18 protein-coding genes are annotated in these 18,628 nt (G+C 57.5%); 15 read left to right on the top strand and 3 right to left on the bottom strand.

Annotation, left to right across the window (positions count from 1 at the left end):
- Nucleotides 1-20: 20 nt before the first annotated feature.
- The 12 genes from R0140_RS23435 (at nucleotide 21) to deoD (ending at nucleotide 11,091) form a co-directional block, all read left to right on the top strand.
- Nucleotides 21-434 (top strand): DNA polymerase III subunit psi, encoded by a 414-nt coding sequence (locus R0140_RS23435; RefSeq protein ID WP_004146046.1) that lies wholly within the window; start codon nucleotides 21-23, stop codon nucleotides 432-434.
- Nucleotides 403-849 (top strand): ribosomal protein S18-alanine N-acetyltransferase, encoded by a 447-nt coding sequence (rimI, locus tag R0140_RS23430; RefSeq protein WP_008807531.1) that lies wholly within the window; start codon nucleotides 403-405, stop codon nucleotides 847-849. The genes R0140_RS23435 and rimI overlap by 32 nt, the downstream gene beginning before the upstream one ends.
- Nucleotides 850-863: 14 nt before the next feature.
- Nucleotides 864-1,541, top strand: coding sequence for a pyrimidine 5'-nucleotidase (gene yjjG, locus R0140_RS23425; protein WP_008807530.1), 678 nt, complete (start codon nucleotides 864-866; stop codon nucleotides 1,539-1,541).
- A gap of 90 nt (nucleotides 1,542-1,631) precedes the next feature.
- Nucleotides 1,632-3,221 (top strand): peptide chain release factor 3, encoded by a 1,590-nt coding sequence (prfC, locus tag R0140_RS23420; protein ID WP_008807529.1) that lies wholly within the window; start codon nucleotides 1,632-1,634, stop codon nucleotides 3,219-3,221.
- A gap of 219 nt (nucleotides 3,222-3,440) precedes the next feature.
- Nucleotides 3,441-4,061 (top strand): molecular chaperone OsmY, encoded by a 621-nt coding sequence (gene osmY, locus R0140_RS23415; protein ID WP_008807528.1) that lies wholly within the window; start codon nucleotides 3,441-3,443, stop codon nucleotides 4,059-4,061.
- Nucleotides 4,062-4,190: 129 nt separating this feature from the next.
- The gene (locus tag R0140_RS23410; protein WP_002887716.1) at nucleotides 4,191-4,352 is read left to right on the top strand and encodes a DUF1328 domain-containing protein; all 162 of its coding nucleotides are present in this window, start codon (nucleotides 4,191-4,193) and stop codon (nucleotides 4,350-4,352) included.
- A gap of 153 nt (nucleotides 4,353-4,505) precedes the next feature.
- A complete protein-coding gene (locus tag R0140_RS23405; protein WP_317703909.1) occupies nucleotides 4,506-5,579 on the top strand; it encodes a patatin-like phospholipase family protein in 1,074 nt (357 codons plus the stop codon).
- Nucleotides 5,576-6,361: a metal-dependent hydrolase gene (locus tag R0140_RS23400; protein ID WP_008807526.1), complete on the top strand. Its 786-nt coding sequence runs from the start codon at nucleotides 5,576-5,578 to the stop codon at nucleotides 6,359-6,361. The genes R0140_RS23405 and R0140_RS23400 overlap by 4 nt, the downstream gene beginning before the upstream one ends.
- A gap of 416 nt (nucleotides 6,362-6,777) precedes the next feature.
- Nucleotides 6,778-7,557 carry a deoxyribose-phosphate aldolase gene (gene deoC / locus R0140_RS23395; RefSeq protein ID WP_002887784.1) on the top strand — a complete coding sequence of 260 codons (780 nt, stop codon included), beginning with the start codon at nucleotides 6,778-6,780 and terminating at the stop codon, nucleotides 7,555-7,557.
- A gap of 113 nt (nucleotides 7,558-7,670) precedes the next feature.
- Entirely contained in the window at nucleotides 7,671-8,993 is a 1,323-nt protein-coding gene (deoA, locus tag R0140_RS23390; RefSeq protein ID WP_022065752.1) for a thymidine phosphorylase, read from the top strand.
- A 52-nt stretch (nucleotides 8,994-9,045) separates the two neighbouring features.
- Nucleotides 9,046-10,269 (top strand): phosphopentomutase, encoded by a 1,224-nt coding sequence (deoB, locus tag R0140_RS23385; protein ID WP_016160264.1) that lies wholly within the window; start codon nucleotides 9,046-9,048, stop codon nucleotides 10,267-10,269.
- A gap of 102 nt (nucleotides 10,270-10,371) precedes the next feature.
- A complete protein-coding gene (deoD, locus tag R0140_RS23380; RefSeq protein ID WP_004886539.1) occupies nucleotides 10,372-11,091 on the top strand; it encodes a purine-nucleoside phosphorylase in 720 nt (239 codons plus the stop codon).
- An 89-nt stretch (nucleotides 11,092-11,180) separates the two neighbouring features.
- Here deoD and lplA read toward each other — a convergent pair whose 3' ends face one another.
- Nucleotides 11,181-12,197 (bottom strand): lipoate--protein ligase LplA, encoded by a 1,017-nt coding sequence (gene lplA, locus R0140_RS23375; RefSeq protein ID WP_117122478.1) that lies wholly within the window; start codon nucleotides 12,195-12,197, stop codon nucleotides 11,181-11,183.
- On the bottom strand, nucleotides 12,197-12,844 hold the full coding sequence (locus R0140_RS23370) for a YtjB family periplasmic protein (RefSeq protein ID WP_012542920.1): 648 nt from the start codon (nucleotides 12,842-12,844) through the stop codon (nucleotides 12,197-12,199). Before R0140_RS23370 ends, lplA begins: the two co-directional genes overlap by 1 nt.
- Nucleotides 12,845-12,948: 104 nt before the next feature.
- Between R0140_RS23370 and serB the strand changes: the two genes are divergently transcribed.
- From serB to nadR, 3 genes are read left to right on the top strand one after another with little or no spacing between them, the layout of a single operon-like run.
- A complete protein-coding gene (gene serB, locus R0140_RS23365) occupies nucleotides 12,949-13,920 on the top strand; it encodes a phosphoserine phosphatase (protein WP_016160266.1) in 972 nt (323 codons plus the stop codon).
- Nucleotides 13,921-13,929: 9 nt separating this feature from the next.
- Nucleotides 13,930-15,312 (top strand): DNA repair protein RadA, encoded by a 1,383-nt coding sequence (radA, locus tag R0140_RS23360; RefSeq protein ID WP_002887800.1) that lies wholly within the window; start codon nucleotides 13,930-13,932, stop codon nucleotides 15,310-15,312.
- Between the two features lie 21 nt (nucleotides 15,313-15,333).
- A complete protein-coding gene (gene nadR, locus R0140_RS23355) occupies nucleotides 15,334-16,566 on the top strand; it encodes a multifunctional transcriptional regulator/nicotinamide-nucleotide adenylyltransferase/ribosylnicotinamide kinase NadR (protein WP_002887802.1) in 1,233 nt (410 codons plus the stop codon).
- Between the two features lie 175 nt (nucleotides 16,567-16,741).
- Here nadR and ettA read toward each other — a convergent pair whose 3' ends face one another.
- Nucleotides 16,742-18,409 (bottom strand): energy-dependent translational throttle protein EttA, encoded by a 1,668-nt coding sequence (gene ettA, locus R0140_RS23350; RefSeq protein WP_099216782.1) that lies wholly within the window; start codon nucleotides 18,407-18,409, stop codon nucleotides 16,742-16,744.
- Between the last annotated feature and the right edge of the window lie 219 nt (nucleotides 18,410-18,628).

The raw sequence follows: 18,628 nt of genomic DNA, 5'->3' as shown, positions 1-18,628 counted from the left end.
TTTACCAGGAGTGTTTCGCTATGACATCCCGACGAGACTGGCAATTACAGCAGCTGGGCATTACCCAGTGGTCGCTGCGCCGACCGGGGGCGTTGCAGGGCGAAATCGCTATCTCGCTTCCTGAACATATTCGTCTGGTGATGGTGGCAGAAACCCCGCCGTCGCTGACAGAGCCGCTGATTGGCGACATATTACGCGCGCTGGCCGTGACGCCAGATCAGGTCCTGCAGCTTACCCCCGAGCGGGTGGCGATGCTGCCGCAGGACAGCCGTTGCAACAGCTGGCGGTTGGGCACAGAGGCGTCGCTGCCGCTGGCGGGCGCCCAGGTGTCCACCCCCGCTTTTGATGAACTTCAGACCAGCGCGCCTGCTCGCAGGGCGCTCTGGCAACAAATCTGCGCACATGAACACGATTTCTACCCTCAGCACGGCTGATTTATCCAACGCCTGGCAAATCGAAAAACGCGCCCACGCTTTCCCGTGGAGCGAACAGACCTTTGCCAGCAATCAGGGTGAACGTTATCTGAATTACCAACTGGCAGTGGATGGGGAAATGGCGGCATTTGCCATTACTCAGATTGTCCTTGATGAAGCGACGCTGTTTAACATCGCCGTCGACCCCGCATACCAGCGCCGTGGCCTGGGACGGGAACTGCTGGAACATGTTATTGATGAAGTTGAAAAACGCGGCGTCGTCACGCTGTGGCTGGAGGTGCGCGCTTCCAACGCTGCCGCCATTGCGCTCTATGAAAGCGTGGGTTTTAACGAAGCGACCATCCGCCGCAACTACTATCCGACGGTCGACGGGCGCGAAGACGCCATCATTATGGCTCTGCCAATCAGTATGTAAGACAAGGTGATACGATGAAATGGGACTGGATTTTCTTTGATGCCGATGAAACGTTGTTTTCGTTTGATTCTTTCAGCGGCTTACAGCGGATGTTTCTCGACTACAGCGTGACATTTACCGCCGAAGATTTTCAGGACTATCAGGCCGTGAATAAGCCGCTGTGGGTGGATTATCAAAACGGCGTCATCACCTCGCTGCAGCTGCAGCACCAGCGCTTTGACAGCTGGGCGGAACGTTTGAATGTTAAGCCGGGTGAGCTCAACGACGCGTTTATGAATGCGATGGCGGAAATCTGTGCCCCGCTGCCGGGGGCGGTCTCGCTGCTTAACGCGCTGCAGGGCAAGGTCAGGATGGGCATCATCACCAACGGTTTTACCTCGCTGCAGCAGACTCGTCTGGAACGCACAGGTTTACGCGATCACTTTGATTTACTGATTATTTCTGAAGAAGTCGGCGTCGCCAAGCCGGATGCGCGCATCTTCGATTACGCGCTGGCGCAGGCGGGTAATCCACCGCGCTCGCGAGTACTGATGGTCGGTGATACCGCTGAGTCGGATATCCGCGGCGGCGTGAATGCCGGCCTGGCGACCTGCTGGCTGAATGCGCACCAGCAAACGCTGCCGGTAGACCTGCAGCCCGACTGGACGGTGACCTCGTTAAGCGAACTGGAGCAGCTCCTGTGTAAACACTGATTGCCTCCCCCCCATTGATGGGTAAAATAGCCGCAATTTTTCGTATTCCACATGCGCAGCCCGTTGCTGCGTTTACTTAGAAGATTAATTATGACGTTGTCTCCTTATCTGCAAGAGGTGGCCAAACGCCGCACTTTTGCCATTATTTCTCACCCGGATGCCGGTAAGACCACCATCACCGAAAAGGTGCTGCTGTTCGGACAGGCGATTCAGACCGCCGGTACCGTAAAAGGCCGTGGCTCCAGCCAGCATGCAAAGTCCGACTGGATGGAGATGGAAAAGCAGCGTGGGATCTCAATCACCACCTCGGTGATGCAGTTCCCGTATCACGACTGCCTGGTGAACCTGCTGGATACGCCGGGGCACGAAGACTTCTCCGAAGATACCTACCGTACTCTGACGGCGGTTGACTGCTGTCTGATGGTGATCGACGCGGCGAAAGGCGTTGAAGACCGGACCCGTAAGCTGATGGAAGTTACCCGTCTGCGCGACACGCCGATCCTCACCTTTATGAACAAACTCGACCGTGATATCCGCGATCCGATGGAGTTGCTGGATGAAGTTGAGAATGAGCTGAAAATCGGCTGCGCGCCGATTACCTGGCCTATCGGCTGCGGCAAGCTGTTCAAAGGCGTTTATCATCTCTACAAAGATGAAACCTACCTGTATCAGACCGGTAAAGGCCACACCATTCAGGAAGTGCGCATCGTGAAGGGGCTCAACAACCCGGAACTCGACGCAGCGGTGGGGGAAGACCTGGCGCAGCAGTTGCGCGACGAGCTGGAGCTGGTGCAGGGCGCGTCAAACGAGTTCGATAAAGATCTGTTCCTGGCGGGCGAAATCACCCCGGTGTTCTTCGGGACCGCGTTAGGTAACTTCGGCGTTGACCATATGCTGGATGGCCTGGTGGAGTGGGCGCCGGCGCCGATGCCGCGTAACACCGACACGCGTGAAGTCACCGCCACGGAAGAGAAATTTACCGGCTTCGTGTTTAAAATTCAGGCCAACATGGACCCGAAACACCGCGACCGTGTGGCTTTCATGCGCGTGGTGTCCGGCAAATATGAAAAAGGCATGAAGCTGCGTCAGGTGCGTATCGGTAAAGACGTCGTGATTTCCGACGCGCTGACCTTTATGGCCGGCGACCGTTCTCACGTTGAAGAAGCGTATCCGGGCGATATTATCGGCCTGCATAACCACGGCACCATTCAGATTGGCGATACCTTCACCCAGGGCGAGATGATGAAGTTCACCGGTATTCCGAACTTCGCACCGGAACTGTTCCGTCGTATTCGCCTGAAGGATCCGCTGAAGCAGAAACAGCTGCTGAAAGGGCTGGTTCAGCTCTCTGAAGAGGGCGCGGTACAGGTCTTCCGTCCGATCGCCAATAACGACCTGATCGTCGGCGCCGTTGGTGTGCTGCAGTTTGACGTGGTGGTAGCGCGTCTGAAAAGCGAATACAACGTGGAAGCGATTTACGAATCGGTCAACGTGGCCACCGCGCGCTGGGTTGAATCCACGGATGTGAAGAAATTCGAAGAGTTCAAACGTAAAAACGAAGTTCAGCTGGCGCTGGATGGCGGCGATAATCTGACCTATATCGCCCCGACAATGGTCAACCTGAACCTGACGCAGGAGCGTTATCCTGACGTGGTGTTCCGCAAAACGCGCGAGCACTAATCCCTGATGAAGCGCGGCATAGCCCGCGCTTTTTTCTTTCCAAGCTCGCGTTTCCCTCCTTCTGGAAAGTTCTTAAAACACCGCTAATTCGTCTGTTTTTTGTCCATATCATCCGCAACCCCTTCGTCTGTCTACTATATTTAATTCGTGATTTTAAAAATGCTGGCGTAATTCACTGCTTTCAGACGCCAGCGCTGGTGAAAAAACGAGGACATCACGATGACCAGACTAAAGAATGCCAATATGTTGCTGGCGCTCTTCTTAGGCTTAGCCGCGTTGAACGCCTCGGCAGAGACGGAAAAAACAACGGTAGACAGTGCGAAGTCGGCTGCCAGCAATGCGGGAGAGGCGGTAGACAATTCGATTAATAAAGTCGGCGATTTTATGGATGACAGCACCATTACCGCGCGGGTAAAAGCGGCGTTGATCGACCATAAAGATATTAACTCCGGCGATATTTCGGTGAAAACAGAGAATAAAGTGGTCACCCTCAGCGGCGACGTCACCAGTACTGAACAGAAAAGTCAGGCACTGAGCGTAGCGAAAGGGGTCGAAGGCGTCTCGCACGTTAACGACAAGCTGACGGTCCATCATAAATCATCGAGCGAGACGGCGACGCTGAAAGGCTATGCCGGGGATACCGCCATTACCAGCGAAGTGAAAGCCAAGCTGCTGGCGGATGACATTGTCCCTTCGCGCAATGTGAAAGTCGAAACCAACGCCGGTGCGGTGCATCTGACCGGTACGGTGGCTTCCGCGGCGCAGGCGGAGCGTGCGGCAGAGATTGCGAAAGCGGTCTCCGGCGTGAAAAGCGTCCGCAACGATCTTAGCGTTAAGTAAATCGAGTTATTAACAAAAGTGTTGTCTGGCCAAGGTTGCCGAACGAATAGCAGCATCCTCTGAGCGATGAGCTATACAGAAAGGGTGCGCAAACCGCTGTTCACCGTCCATTATGGTAAGGAGAAAAGTATGTTTCGATGGGGAATTATTTTTCTGGTCATTGCATTAATTGCTGCGGCCCTGGGCTTTGGTGGTCTGGCGGGTACTGCCGCTGGCGCCGCGAAAATCGTCTTTGTCGTCGGGATTATCCTGTTCCTGGTGAGCCTGTTTACAGGACGCAGACGTCCTTAGGTGGCCCGCGATGCGGGCGATGCTGAAGCCTGAGCATTTTTACTGACACGTCATCTTACACAAAGCCAGTCCTGCGGACTGGCTTTCGCGGTTTAAGCGGTGGGCAAATTGCGTTACCTTGTCAGGAGAAGACCAATCGAACAGGAAAGCAGGGTGGGGCAACGCATTCCCGTCACGCTGGGCAATATCGCCCCGCTGGCGGTTAAACCCTTCCGACCAGGTAAGCTGGCGCTGGTATGCGAAGGCGGGGGACAGCGAGGGATTTTTACTGCCGGGGTGCTGGACGAATTTATGCGCGCCGGATTTAACCCCTTTGATCTGATGTTGGGGACCTCCGCCGGCGCGCAAAACCTCTCCGCCTACATGTGTAATCAGCAAGGCTATGCCCGCAAAGTTATCACCCGCTACACCACCTCACGCCAGTTTTTCGATCCGATGCGCTTTGTGCGCGGCGGCAACCTTATCGATCTCGACTGGCTGGTGGAGGCCACTTCGCAGCAGATGCCGCTGGCCATGAATTATGCTGAAGCGCAGTTCGCGTTGGGGAAAGAGCTGTGGCTGTGCGCCTGCCGCGGTGACGATTACTCTGCCAGCTATTTTTCGCCGACGCCGCAAACGTGGCTGGACCTGATCCGCGCCTCCAGCGCCATCCCCGGCTTTTATCGCAGCGGCGTGTTGCTCGACGGCGTCAGCTACCTTGACGGCGGCGTCAGCGATGCGATCCCGGTGCAGGAGGCGGCCCGCCGCGGCGCGCAGACCATCGTGGTGATCCGTACCGTCCCCTCGCAGATATTTTATACCCCGCAGTGGTTTAAGCGGATGGAGCGCTGGCTGGGGGAGAGCAGCCTGCAGCCGCTGGTCAATCTGGTGCACCACCACGAAAACACTTACCGCGCTATCCAGCAGTTCATCGAGAAGCCACCCGGCAAGCTGCGGATCTTCGAAATCTACCCGCAGCGGCCATTGCGCAGTATGGCGCTTGGCAGTCGATTGCCGGCGCTGCTGGAGGACTACAAAACCGGACGTCAGTGTGGCCGCTATTTCCTGGCGACGGTGGGTAAACTGCTGGCCGACCAGCCGCCGCTGCTGCGCCATGCGCCGCGTATTGCCCGGCCTGCGCCGGTGGTGGTGCCGCCCGTACCGGTGGCCAATGAAGCGCCTCAGGCGACTGTCATTCCTGCACCGCAGGCGAATGACGCCAGCTTTGATCATGAGGATCTGGCATGAGCCACCGTTTTATCGATACCCACTGCCACTTCGATTTTCCTCCCTTCGCCGAGGATGAAACCGCCAGCCTGGCGCGCGCGGCCCAGGTCGGTGTCGGGCAGATCATTGTCCCGGCCATCTCCGCTGCGCGTTTTAACCGGGTGCTGGCGCTGGCGGCGCAGCATGAGGCGCTGTACGCCGCGCTGGGCATGCATCCGATCGTCATTGAGCAGCATGCCGATGAGGGGCTGGCGCAGCTGGAGAGGTGTCTGTCCCTGCGTCCGCCAAAACTGGTGGCGGTGGGGGAGATTGGCCTCGATCTCTATCGCGACGATCCGCAGTTTGACCGCCAGCAAGCGCTGCTGGAGGAGCAACTGAGGCTGGCGAAGCGTTACGATCTGCCGGTGATCCTCCACTCCCGACGTACCCACGATAAGCTGGCGATGCTGCTGAAAAAACATGCCCTGCCGCGCACCGGCGTGGTACATGGCTTCGCCGGCAGCCTACAGCAGGCCGAGCGCTTCGTTCAGCTCGGCTATAAGATTGGCGTTGGCGGCACTATTACCTATCCGCGCGCCAGCAAAACCCGCGAAGTGATGGCGCGTCTGCCGCTTTCCGCGCTGCTGCTGGAGACCGATGCGCCGGATATGCCGCTGAATGGTTTTCAGGGGCAGCCCAACCGCCCTGAACAGGTGGCGCGCGTATTTGACGCGCTATGTGAACTGCGCGCGGAACCGGCACCGACGATTGAAGCCGCGGTGATGGCGAATACAAAAAGCCTCTTTTCCGCGCTCGCGGGCTAAGCCTCTCCTTTTCCGCCTGAGACGAAGCAGGCCTCGATTTTGGCCTGCTGTGATAATTCCATCATTTTTTTGTCCATCTAAAATTCTTTATATCTCAATAATAAACTGTTGTTTATGGCGACGATGTGCACAAATTGTGCGCCATGGCGTCGAGAAACCTTAGTAGGATATGTTAGAATAATAACATCATCACTCACTGCGCTTTGCCGGTTATGCTTAAACAGGACGTAAAGGTAAGCGTCGCGATGACGGATGATTAATTGTGACTTACATCACATCACAGTAATGCAAATTAGTAAGTAGTTTTCATTAACTGTGATGAATGTCGAAGTGTAACAGCGAGTGGATGTTACAATAGTAACAGACTCGCAAGGTGAACAAACTATTGATCCGGCATGACGCCGGCGGAGTATGAAATGACTGATTTAAAAGCAAGCAGCCTGCGCGCGTTAAAACTGATGGACCTGACCACCCTGAATGACGACGACACCAATGAGAAAGTCATTGCCCTGTGTCATCAGGCGAAAACCCCGGTGGGTAACACTGCGGCGGTGTGTATCTACCCGCGCTTCATCCCGATTGCCCGTAAAACGCTGAACGAGCAAGGAACGCCGGATATTCGCATCGCCACGGTCACCAACTTCCCGCACGGTAATGACGATATCGACATTGCGCTGGCGGAAACCCGCGCAGCGATCGCTTACGGTGCCGATGAAGTGGACGTGGTCTTCCCGTACCGCGCGCTGATCGCCGGCAACGAGCAGGTCGGTTTCGAGCTGGTGAAAGCCTGTAAAGAGGCCTGCGCGGCGGCCAACGTGCTGCTGAAAGTGATCATCGAAACCGGTGAGCTGAAAGAAGAAGCGCTGATCCGCAAAGCGTCTGAAATCTCTATCAAGGCAGGCGCTGACTTTATCAAGACTTCGACCGGTAAAGTGCCGGTGAATGCGACGCCGGAAAGCGCGCGCATCATGATGGAAGTGATCCGCGATATGGGCGTTGAGAAAACCGTTGGCTTCAAGCCTGCCGGCGGCGTACGCAGCGCGGAAGATGCGCAGCAGTTCCTGGCGATCGCTGATGAACTGTTCGGCGCCGACTGGGCCGATTCTCGTCACTATCGTTTTGGCGCATCCAGCCTGCTGGCTAGCCTGTTGAAAGCGCTGGGTCACGGCGACGGCAAGAGCGCCAGCAGCTACTAATCCCTTGATTTGCCGGATGGCGCTGCGCTTATCCGGCCTACGAATGGATGCCTGTAGGCCGGATAAGGCGCTCGCGCCGTCATCCGGCAATTTATTCTCTTTGGGAGGTTACCGTGTTTCTCGCACAAGAAATTATTCGTAAAAAACGTGATGGTCATGCATTAAGCGATGAAGAGATCCGCTTTTTCATCAACGGCATCCGCGACAATACTATCTCAGAAGGGCAGATCGCCGCGCTGGCGATGACCATTTTCTTCCACGATATGTCCATGCCGGAGCGTGTTTCGCTGACCATGGCGATGCGGGATTCCGGCACCGTTCTCAACTGGAAAAGCCTTAACCTCAACGGCCCGATCGTCGATAAACACTCCACCGGCGGCGTGGGTGACGTGACCTCGCTGATGTTGGGGCCAATGGTGGCCGCCTGCGGCGGTTATGTACCGATGATCTCCGGGCGTGGCCTCGGCCATACCGGCGGTACGCTGGATAAACTGGAAGCGATCCCGGGCTTCGATATCTTCCCGGACGACAACCGCTTTCGCGAGATTATTAAAGATGTCGGCGTGGCGATTATCGGGCAGACCAGCTCGCTTGCTCCGGCCGACAAACGTTTCTATGCCACCCGCGATATTACCGCGACGGTGGACTCCATCCCGCTGATTACCGCCTCGATTCTGGCCAAGAAACTGGCGGAAGGGCTGGACGCGCTGGTGATGGACGTCAAAGTCGGCAGCGGCGCCTTTATGCCGACTTATGAACTCTCTGCCGCGCTGGCCGAAGCGATCGTGGGTGTTGCCAACGGCGCCGGCGTGCGTACCACCGCGCTGCTGACCGATATGAATCAGGTGCTGGCATCCAGCGCCGGCAACGCCGTTGAAGTTCGCGAAGCGGTGCAGTTCCTGACCGGCGAATATCGCAACCCACGCCTGTTCGACGTGACGATGGCGCTGTGTGTGGAAATGCTGATCTCCGGCAAGCTGGCGGCGGATGACGCCGAGGCGCGCGCGAAGCTGCAGGCGGTGCTGGAGAACGGTAAAGCGGCGGAAGTCTTTGGCCGCATGGTCGCGGCGCAGAAAGGGCCGACCGACTTTGTCGAGAATTATGATCATTATCTGCCGACGGCGATGCTGAGCAAAGCGGTCTATGCTGATACCGAAGGTTTTATCAGCGCGATGGATACTCGCGCGCTGGGAATGGCAGTGGTTTCTATGGGCGGCGGCCGCCGCCAGGCATCAGATACCATTGACTATAGCGTTGGCTTTACCGATATGGCGCGTCTGGGTGACCACGTTGACGGACAGCGTCCGCTGGCGGTGATCCATGCCAAAGACGAGAACAGCTGGCAGGAGGCCGCGAAAGCGGTCAAAGCGGCCATTAAACTGGACGATAAAGCCCCGGAAATTACACCGACAGTCTATCGCCGCATCACTGAATAGCGATATACTGATCTGATCGCTTTTTTGCAGCGCAAGATGTATGGAGAACAAGATGAAACGTGCATTTATCATGGTGCTGGACTCCTTTGGGATTGGTGCAACGGAAGACGCAGACCGCTTTGGCGACGTCGGCGCCGATACGCTGGGCCACATTGCGGAAGCCTGCGCCAAAGGCGAGGCTGACAATGGCCGCAAAGGCCCGCTGAATTTACCGAACCTGACCCGTCTGGGTCTGGTGAAAGCGCATGAAGGTTCTACCGGTAAAATTGCCGCCGGAATGGATGGCAATGCCGAAGTGATTGGTGCCTATGCCTGGGCGCATGAACTCTCTTCTGGTAAAGATACGCCGTCCGGTCACTGGGAAATCGCCGGTGTGCCGGTGCTGTTTGACTGGGGCTACTTTAGCGACCATGAAAACAGCTTCCCGCAGGAGCTGCTGGATAAGCTGGTGAAACGCGCCAACCTGCCGGGCTACCTCGGCAACTGCCACTCCTCCGGGACGGTGATCCTCGATCAGCTCGGCGAAGAACATATGAAAACCGGGAAACCGATCTTCTATACCTCCGCTGACTCGGTGTTCCAGATCGCTTGTCACGAAGAGACCTTTGGCCTCGACAAGCTGTATGAGCTGTGCGAAATTGCGCGTGAAGAGCTGACCGAAGGCGGCTATAACATTGGCCGCGTCATCGCCCGTCCGTTTATCGGCGACAAAGCCGGTAACTTCCAGCGTACCGGCAACCGTCACGATCTGGCGGTCGAACCGCCGGCGCCGACCGTGCTGCAGAAGCTGGTTGACGAGAAGAACGGCCACGTGGTGTCCGTGGGTAAAATCGCCGACATCTACGCCAACTGCGGCATCACTAAGAAAGTGAAAGCCACCGGGCTGGACGCGCTGTTCGACGCGACCATCAAAGAGATGAAGGAAGCGGGCGACGAGACCATCGTCTTCACTAACTTCGTCGACTTTGACTCCTCCTGGGGCCACCGTCGCGATGTCGCCGGCTACGCGGCGGGTCTGGAGCTGTTCGACCGCCGTCTGCCGGAGCTGATGGAGCTGGTTGGCGAGGACGACATTCTGATCCTCACCGCCGACCATGGCTGTGACCCGACCTGGACCGGTACCGACCATACCCGCGAGCATATTCCGGTGCTGGTGTACGGCCCGAAAGTGAAACCGGGTTCGCTCGGTCACCGTGAAACCTTCGCGGACATCGGCCAGACTATTGCGAAATACTTTGGTACGTCTGACATGGAATATGGCAAAGCCATGTTCTGAGGTCATTGCCCGGTGGCGCACAGCGATCCGGGCCTACGATTTGTAGGCCGGGTAAGGCGTAGCCGCCACCCGGCAAAAACAACAATGTAAAAGGAACTGAAGATGGCAACTCCTCACATTAACGCAGAAATGGGCGATTTCGCTGACGTCGTTTTGATGCCGGGCGACCCGCTGCGCGCGAAGCACATTGCAGAAACCTTCCTTGAAGACGTGCGTGAAGTGAACAACGTGCGCGGCATGCTGGGCTTCACCGGTACTTATAAAGGCCGCAAAATCTCCGTGATGGGCCACGGTATGGGTATCCCATCCTGCTCTATCTACACTAAAGAGCTGATCACCGATTTCGGCGTGAAGAAAATCATCCGCGTGGGCTCCTGCGGCGCGGTGCGTGAAGATGTCAAACTGCGTGACGTGGTGATCGGCATGGGCGCGTGCACCGACTCTAAAGTGAACCGTCTGCGTTTCAAAGACCATGATTTCGCGGCGATTGCCGATTTCGGCATGGTGCGTAACGCGGTAGACGCGGCGAAAGCGCTGGGCGTTGACGCGCGCGTAGGCAACATCTTCTCCGCTGACCTGTTCTATACGCCAGACCCGTCCATGTTCGACGTGATGGAAAAATACGGCATCCTGGGCGTGGAAATGGAAGCGGCCGGGATCTACGGCGTGGCGGCAGAATTCGGCGCGAAAGCGCTGACCATCTGCACCGTCTCCGACCACATCCGTACTCACGAGCAGACCACTGCCGCTGAGCGTCAGACGACCTTCAACGATATGATCAAAATCGCGCTGGAATCGGTACTGCTGGGCGACCAGGAGTAAGCGTGGTATAGCCCGGTGGCGCTTTGTTTACCGGGCTTGCATCAAATCTGTAGGCCGGATAAGGCGTAGCCGCCATCCGGCTTTTTTTATCAGCGCACCGCGCCGGCTATCCACGCCGACAGTTCTTTGAGTTCCGCTTCCTGCTCCGGGAAATCGCCGACCAGCGCCTCACACTGCTGCTGCAAGACTTCCGCCCGATACTGACAGCCAACTAAGCGTGCCGCCAGGGCCTCCAGCGGCGCCGGGTTCAGGCTATCGGTAAAGGCTTGTGCGCGGGTGATATGGCCTTTCTCGACATCAAAATGCAGCTCAACGCCGCCCCAGCGAAAGCGCTCGTCCAGCAGATGAGAGAAGGCCGGCGCCTGGCCGAAGTTCCACTCCCAACTGCTCTGGCGGGCGAAGGTCTCGGCAAAATTCGGCAGGTCCGGCGTGTTGTCCGGGGAGATCACCTCGGCGTCCACCCGTTCGCCGTAATGGCTGAAGAACGCCTCCTGAATCGCCTCGCAAATGTGCTGATGAGTAATACCCGGCAGCAGCTCAACCAAGTTCGCCACGCGACCGCGCACCGAGGTAATGCCTTTGGCCTGTAGCTTTTTTTGGTCCGGGTTAAGGTAGTTAGCGAGGCGACTTAAATCGGCATTCAGCAGCAGGGTGCCGTGATGGAAACCGCGGTCGATGGTCTCGCGATAGGCGGATCCAGACACTTTGCGGTCGCCGCTGTCGGTTTTGACCACCAGATCGTTGCGCCCGGAGGCTTCGGCGGTTACGCCGAGTGAATTGAGCGCCGCCAGCACGATAGCGGTGGAGACGGTTTTGTCGTACTCCGGTTTGCCTGCCATAAAGGTAAAGCAGGTATTGCCGAGGTCGTGGAACACCGCGCCGCCGCCGCTGCTGCGACGGGCCAGCCGCACGTGATCTTCCTCCATGCGGCGAGTATTACACTCCTTCCACGGATTCTGCGCGCGGCCGATGACCACGGTATCGGCATTGCGCCACAGGAACAGCACCCGCTGGGTGGCGGGCATCTGGCGGAAAATACACTCCTCGACCGCCAGGTTGAACCACGGGTCGTAAGAGTCAGAGAGCAGGAGGCGCAATGTGGACATTATAGATTTCCTTTCTTTTCATCGTCTTCATCCTCAACCGGCTTGTTGGCGGTGAGCAGGAAGGGCGATTGCTGCCAGCGGGTGCGTTTACCCTGCAGCAGCGTGCGGGTTAGCACCACGCCGATAGCCAGGGACAGTAACAGCATCAGGCGTAATATATTGGTGGTATTATCCACCTGCTTCGCCTCGGTCGCCAGGGTATGAGTATCGAGGGTCAGACGCAGGTAGCCCAGCGGGCCGTTTTTTCCCGGAACCGGCTCGACAATCTGCTGGTTGAAGTAGCCGCCGGCTTTTTTGCCATCCAGCGCCAGCCGGTCGCGAACCTCGACGCTTTCGCCAGAGCGTGCCACCAGGTCGCCCTGTTCGTCATACACGCCGGCGTCCAGTACGCGGCTGTTATGGGTCAGCTGCGTCAACAGTTGATTAATGCGCTTCTCGTCCGGTGTTTCGCTGCGCATCAGCGGCACGAGATTCAGTACCACCTGCTGCGCCAGCGTGCGGGCCAGCTCTTCCAGCTGCGGATTGCGTTGTTTCTGACTGTTCTGACTGAACCACGAGGCGCCCTGCATCAGTGCGACGAGCAGCGCCAGACAGATAAGGACAATGACCGCACGATGCAGCCGGAATTTCAGTTTTGCGCGAACCATATTCCACCTTTGAAAATTTGCAGCTTAATGTTGCCAGAAGCGCTGGTTACAAGGTAGCCTCATGCGTTATTTTCCTCGCCTGAATGAAGAGATGTGGAGCCGTAATGCCTAACAGTTTGACCTGGTGCGACCTGCCTGAAGACGTTTCCCTGTGGCCTGGGTTGCCGCTTTCCCTGAGCGGCGATGAGGTCATGCCGCTGGATTATCACGCCGGGCGCAGCGGCTGGCTGCTGTACGGGCGTGGGCTGAATAAGCGCCGTCTGACGGACTGGCAGCGCGAGCTGGGCGCCGCGTTAGTGATCGTTGCCTCCTGGGTGGTCGAGGATTACCAGGTGATCCGCCTGGCCGGTTCGCTGACTCCCCGTGCGACGCGACTGGCGCATGAGGCGGGGCTGGACGTCGCGCCATTGGGTAAAATCCCCCATCTGCGCACCCCGGGCCTGCTGGTGATGGACATGGACTCCACGGCGATCCAGATCGAATGCATCGATGAGATTGCGAAACTGGCTGGCACCGGCGAGCTGGTCTCGGAAGTGACCGAGCGGGCGATGCGTGGGGAGCTGGACTTCACCGCCAGCCTGCGCCAGCGCGTGGCGACGCTGAAAGATGCGGATGCCAGTATTTTGCTGCAGGTGCGCGACGCGCTGCCGCTGATGCCGGGCCTGGCACAGCTGGTGCTCAAGCTGGAAACGTTAGGCTGGAAAGTGGCGATCGCCTCCGGCGGCTTCACCTTCTTTGCCGAGTACCTGCGCGACAAGCTACATCTCGACGCGGTGTTCGCCAATGAACTGGAGATCCGCGACGGCAAGCTCACCGGCAACGTGCTCGGCGATATCGTCGATGCGAAATATAAAGCCAATACGTTGCGCAAGCTGGCGGAAAAGTATGAGATCCCAACGGCGCAAACTGTGGCTATCGGTGATGGCGCCAACGACCTGCCGATGATTAAGGCGGCAGGCCTCGGCATCGCCTATCACGCGAAGCCTAAAGTGAATGAACAGGCGGAAGTGACTATCCGCCACGCTGACCTGATGGGGGTATTCTGTATTCTCTCGGGCAGCATGAACCAAAAGTAAGAGGTAAACGTGGCGAAAGCTCCAAAACGCGCATTTGTCTGTAATGAATGTGGTGCGGATTATCCGCGCTGGCAGGGGCAGTGCAGCGCCTGCCATGCCTGGAACACCATCACCGAGATGCGCATCGCCGCGTCGCCGCAGGTGGCGAGAAACGAGCGTCTTTCAGGCTATGCCGGTAACGCCGGCGTGTCGAAGGTGCAGAAGCTGTCAGACATCAGCCTGGAGGCGCTGCCGCGTTTCTCCACTGGCTTTAAAGAGTTTGACCGCGTGCTGGGCGGCGGCGTAGTGCCGGGCAGCGCGATCCTGATTGGCGGCAACCCCGGCGCCGGGAAATCGACGCTGCTGCTGCAAACCCTCTGCAAACTGGCGGAGGGGATGAAAACCCTGTACGTCACCGGGGAGGAGTCCCTGCAGCAGGTGGCGATGCGCGCCCATCGTCTCGGGTTGCCGACGGCCAACCTGAACATGCTCTCGGAAACCAGCATTGAGCAGATCTGTCAGATCGCCGATGAAGAAAAGCCGCAGCTGATGGTGATCGACTCCATCCAGGTGATGCATATGGCCGACGTGCAGTCGTCGCCGGGCAGTGTCGCCCAGGTACGTGAAACCGCAGCCTATTTGACGCGCTTTGCTAAAACTCGCGGCGTGGCGATTGTGATGGTCGGCCACGTCACCAAAGACGGCTCGCTGGCCGGTCCGAAGGTGCTGGAGCACTGTATCGACTGCTCGGTGCTGCTGGACGGGGATGCCGATTCCCGTTTCCGCACGTTACGTAGCCACAAAAACCGCTTTGGCGCGGTCAATGAACTCGGCGTTTTCGCCATGACCGAGCAGGGCCTGCGCGAAGTCAGCAACCCCTCCGCTATCTTCCTTAGCCGGGGAGATGAAATCACCTCCGGCAGTTCGGTGATGGTGGTCTGGGAAGGGACCCGCCCGCTGCTGGTGGAGATCCAGGCGCTGGTGGATCACTCGATGATGTCCAACCCGCGCCGCGTGGCGGTGGGGCTGGAACAGAACCGTCTGGCGATCCTGCTGGCGGTGCTGCATCGTCACGGCGGCCTGCAGATGGCCGATCAGGACGTCTTCGTCAACGTGGTTGGCGGGGTGAAGGTCACCGAAACCAGCGCTGACCTGGCGCTGCTGCTGGCGATGGTTTCCAGCCTGCGCGATCGCCCGCTGCCGCAGGATCTGGTGGTCTTTGGCGAAGTCGGGCTGGCCGGGGAAATTCGCCCGGTGCCGAGCGGTCAGGAGCGTATATCCGAAGCGGCGAAGCATGGTTTCCGCCGCGCCATCGTCCCGGCGGCCAATGTGCCGAAAAAAGTACCGGAAGGCATGCAAATCTTTGGTGTGAAAAAGCTTTCAGACGCGCTAAGCGTTTTTGACGACTTATAATAAGTTAAAAGGAGATTAGCGATGTCGTCATTTGACTATTTAAAAAGCGCCATTAAGCAGAAAGGCTGTACCCTGCAGCAGGTGGCGGAAGCCAGCGGAATGACCAAGGGGTATCTCAGCCAGCTGCTGAATGCCAAAATCAAAAGCCCGAGCGCGCAGAAGCTTGAAGCGCTGCATCGTTTCCTCGGGCTGGAGTTTCCCCGCCGGCAGAAAAGCGTCGGGGTGGTGTTTGGTAAGTTTTACCCGCTGCATACCGGGCATATCTACCTGATACAGCGCGCCTGTAGCCAGGTCGATGAGCTGCATATCATTATGGGCTATGACGATACCCGCGACCGCGAGCTGTTTGAAGAGAGCGCCATGTCGCAGCAGCCGACGGTGCCTGACCGCCTGCGCTGGCTGCTGCAGACCTTTAAATATCAGAAGAATATTCGCATCCACGCCTTCAATGAAGAGGGGATGGAGCCCTATCCGCATGGCTGGGACGTCTGGAGCCATGGGATCCGCGCTTTTATGAGTGAAAAAGGGATCGAGCCGAACCGGATCTATACCTCGGAAGAGGCCGATGCGCCGCAGTACCTTGAGCATCTGGGGATCGAGACGGTGCTTATCGATCCTAAGCGGACCTTTATGAATATTAGCGGCGGGCAGATCCGCGAGAACCCGTTCCGCTACTGGGAATATATTCCGACGGAAGTGAAACCGTTCTTTGTGCGGACGGTGGCGATCCTCGGCGGCGAGTCGAGCGGTAAATCGACGCTGGTCAATAAGCTCGCCAATATCTTCAATACCACCAGCGCCTGGGAGTATGGTCGGGATTATGTCTTTTCGCATCTTGGCGGCGATGAGATGGCGCTCCAGTATTCGGATTACGATAAAATTGCCCTCGGACATGCGCAGTATATTGATTTTGCAGTGAAATACGCCAACAAGGTGGCGTTTATCGATACCGACTTCGTCAGCACTCAGGCCTTCTGCCTGAAGTACGAGGGGCGTGAGCACCCGTTCGTGCAGGCGCTGATTGATGAATACCGTTTCGACCTGGTGATCCTGCTGGAGAACAATACCCCGTGGGTGGCCGATGGGTTACGCAGCCTTGGGAGTTCGGTGGATCGTAAAGAGTTTCAGTCGCTGCTGGTGTCGCTGCTGAAAGAGAACGAGATCGAGTTTGTCCATGTTAAGGAGTCGGACTACGATGCCCGGTTCCTGCGCTGCGTTGAGCTGGTGAAGCAGCTGATGGGCGAGCAGGGGTAGGTCCTCTGCGGGCTGTTGCCCTCACCCCAACCCTCTCCCGGTGGGAGAGGGAGCAAACCCTAAAAAAGGCAACTTGCGTTGCCTTTTTGCATTTACCTTGCCCTCACCCCAACCCTCTCCCAATGGGAGAGGGAGCAAACAATAAAAAAGGCAACCGAAGTTGCCTTTTTGCGTTTTATTTCGCGATACGCTTGTACTTGATTCGCTTCGGCTCCAGCGCGTCGGCGCCGAGGGTGCGTTTCTTATACTCTTCGTATTCGGTAAAGTTACCTTCGAAGAACTCAACCTTACCTTCATCCTGGTAATCCAGAATGTGGGTGGCAATACGGTCAAGGAACCAGCGGTCGTGCGAGATAACCATCGCGCAGCCCGGGAACTCCAGCAGGGCGTTTTCCAGCGCGCGCAGGGTTTCGATATCCAGATCGTTGGTTGGTTCATCGAGCAGCAGGACGTTACCGCCGACCTGCAGCAGTTTCGCCAGGTGCAGACGACCACGCTCACCGCCGGACAGCTCGCCAACGCGTTTACCCTGGTCGACGCCTTTGAAGTTAAAGCGGCCCACGTAGGCGCGGCTCGGCATCTCGGTGTTGCCGATCTTCATGATATCCAGGCCGCCGGATACTTCTTCCCACACGGTCTTGCTGTTGTCCATCGCGTCGCGGAACTGATCGACGGAGGCCAGCTTAACGGTTTCACCCAGGGTGATGGTGCCGGAATCTGGCTGCTCCTGGCCGGACATCATACGGAACAGGGTGGATTTACCCGCGCCGTTCGGACCGATGATGCCGACGATAGCGCCTTTCGGTACCGAGAAGCTCAGATCGTCAATCAGCACGCGGTCGCCGTAGGATTTGCGCAGATGGCTGACTTCCAGAACTTTATCGCCCAGACGCGCGCCTGGCGGAATGAACAGTTCGTTAGTCTCGTTGCGTTTCTGGTATTCGACGTTGTTAAGCTCTTCAAAGCGCGCCAGACGGGCTTTGCCCTTAGACTGACGGCCTTTCGCGCCCTGGCGAACCCACTCGAGCTCTTTCTCGATGGATTTACGACGCGCCGCTTCCTGAGAAGCTTCCTGCGCCAGACGCTGATCTTTCTGCTCCAGCCAGGAGGAGTAGTTGCCTTCCCACGGAATACCTTCGCCGCGGTCAAGTTCGAGGATCCAGCCGGCGACGTTATCGAGGAAGTAACGGTCGTGGGTAATCGCCACCACGGTGCCTTCGAAATCGTGCAGGAAGCGTTCCAGCCAGGCGACGGACTCGGCGTCCAGGTGGTTGGTCGGTTCGTCGAGCAGCAGCATATCTGGTTTTTCCAGTAGCAGGCGGCACAGCGCGACGCGGCGGCGTTCACCACCGGAAAGATTCGCGATTTTCGCATCCCAGTCCGGCAGGCGCAGGGCATCGGCCGCGCGCTCCAGCTGCACGTTCAGGTTGTGGCCGTCGTGCGCCTGGATAATCTCTTCGAACTTGCCTTGCTGGGCGGCAAGCTTATCGAAGTCCGCATCCGGCTCGGCGTATTTGGCATACACTTCGTCCAGACCCTTCAGCGCGTTAACCACTTCGGCGACCGCTTCTTCAACGGACTCGCGCACGGTGTGTTCCGGGTTGAGCTGCGGCTCCTGCGGCAGGTAGCCGATTTTGATGGCTGGCTGCGGACGCGCTTCACCTTCGATCTCGGTGTCGATACCGGCCATGATGCGCAGCAGGGTAGACTTACCGGCGCCGTTCAGACCGAGCACACCGATTTTCGCGCCAGGGAAGAAGCTGAGGGAGATATTTTTCAAAATATGACGTTTCGGCGGAACCACTTTGCCGACACGATGCATGGTATAAACGAATTGAGCCACGTTGGACTTCGCCTCTTTCTATTTTGATAGATAGTTCAAAGCCGAAGTGTAGCCTTTTTCGCGCGCTAATCCCAGCGAGGCGACAGGATTCACAGAAGCGTAAAAAAATGTCCAGGACATGGCGCGTTTAGCGTTGTCTGATTAGCATAAGTAAAGCTGCCTGCCGAACCGGCGGGGGCTTTTAAGCGGCACGATGCTGCGAAAATGCACCGGAAAGAG

This window comes from Klebsiella sp. w6 (assembly GCF_033100215.1).
GTDB lineage: Bacteria > Pseudomonadota > Gammaproteobacteria > Enterobacterales > Enterobacteriaceae > Klebsiella > Klebsiella variicola.
Note: the sequence above shows the minus strand (reverse complement) of the source record. Positions and strands in the feature narration are given on the sequence as shown.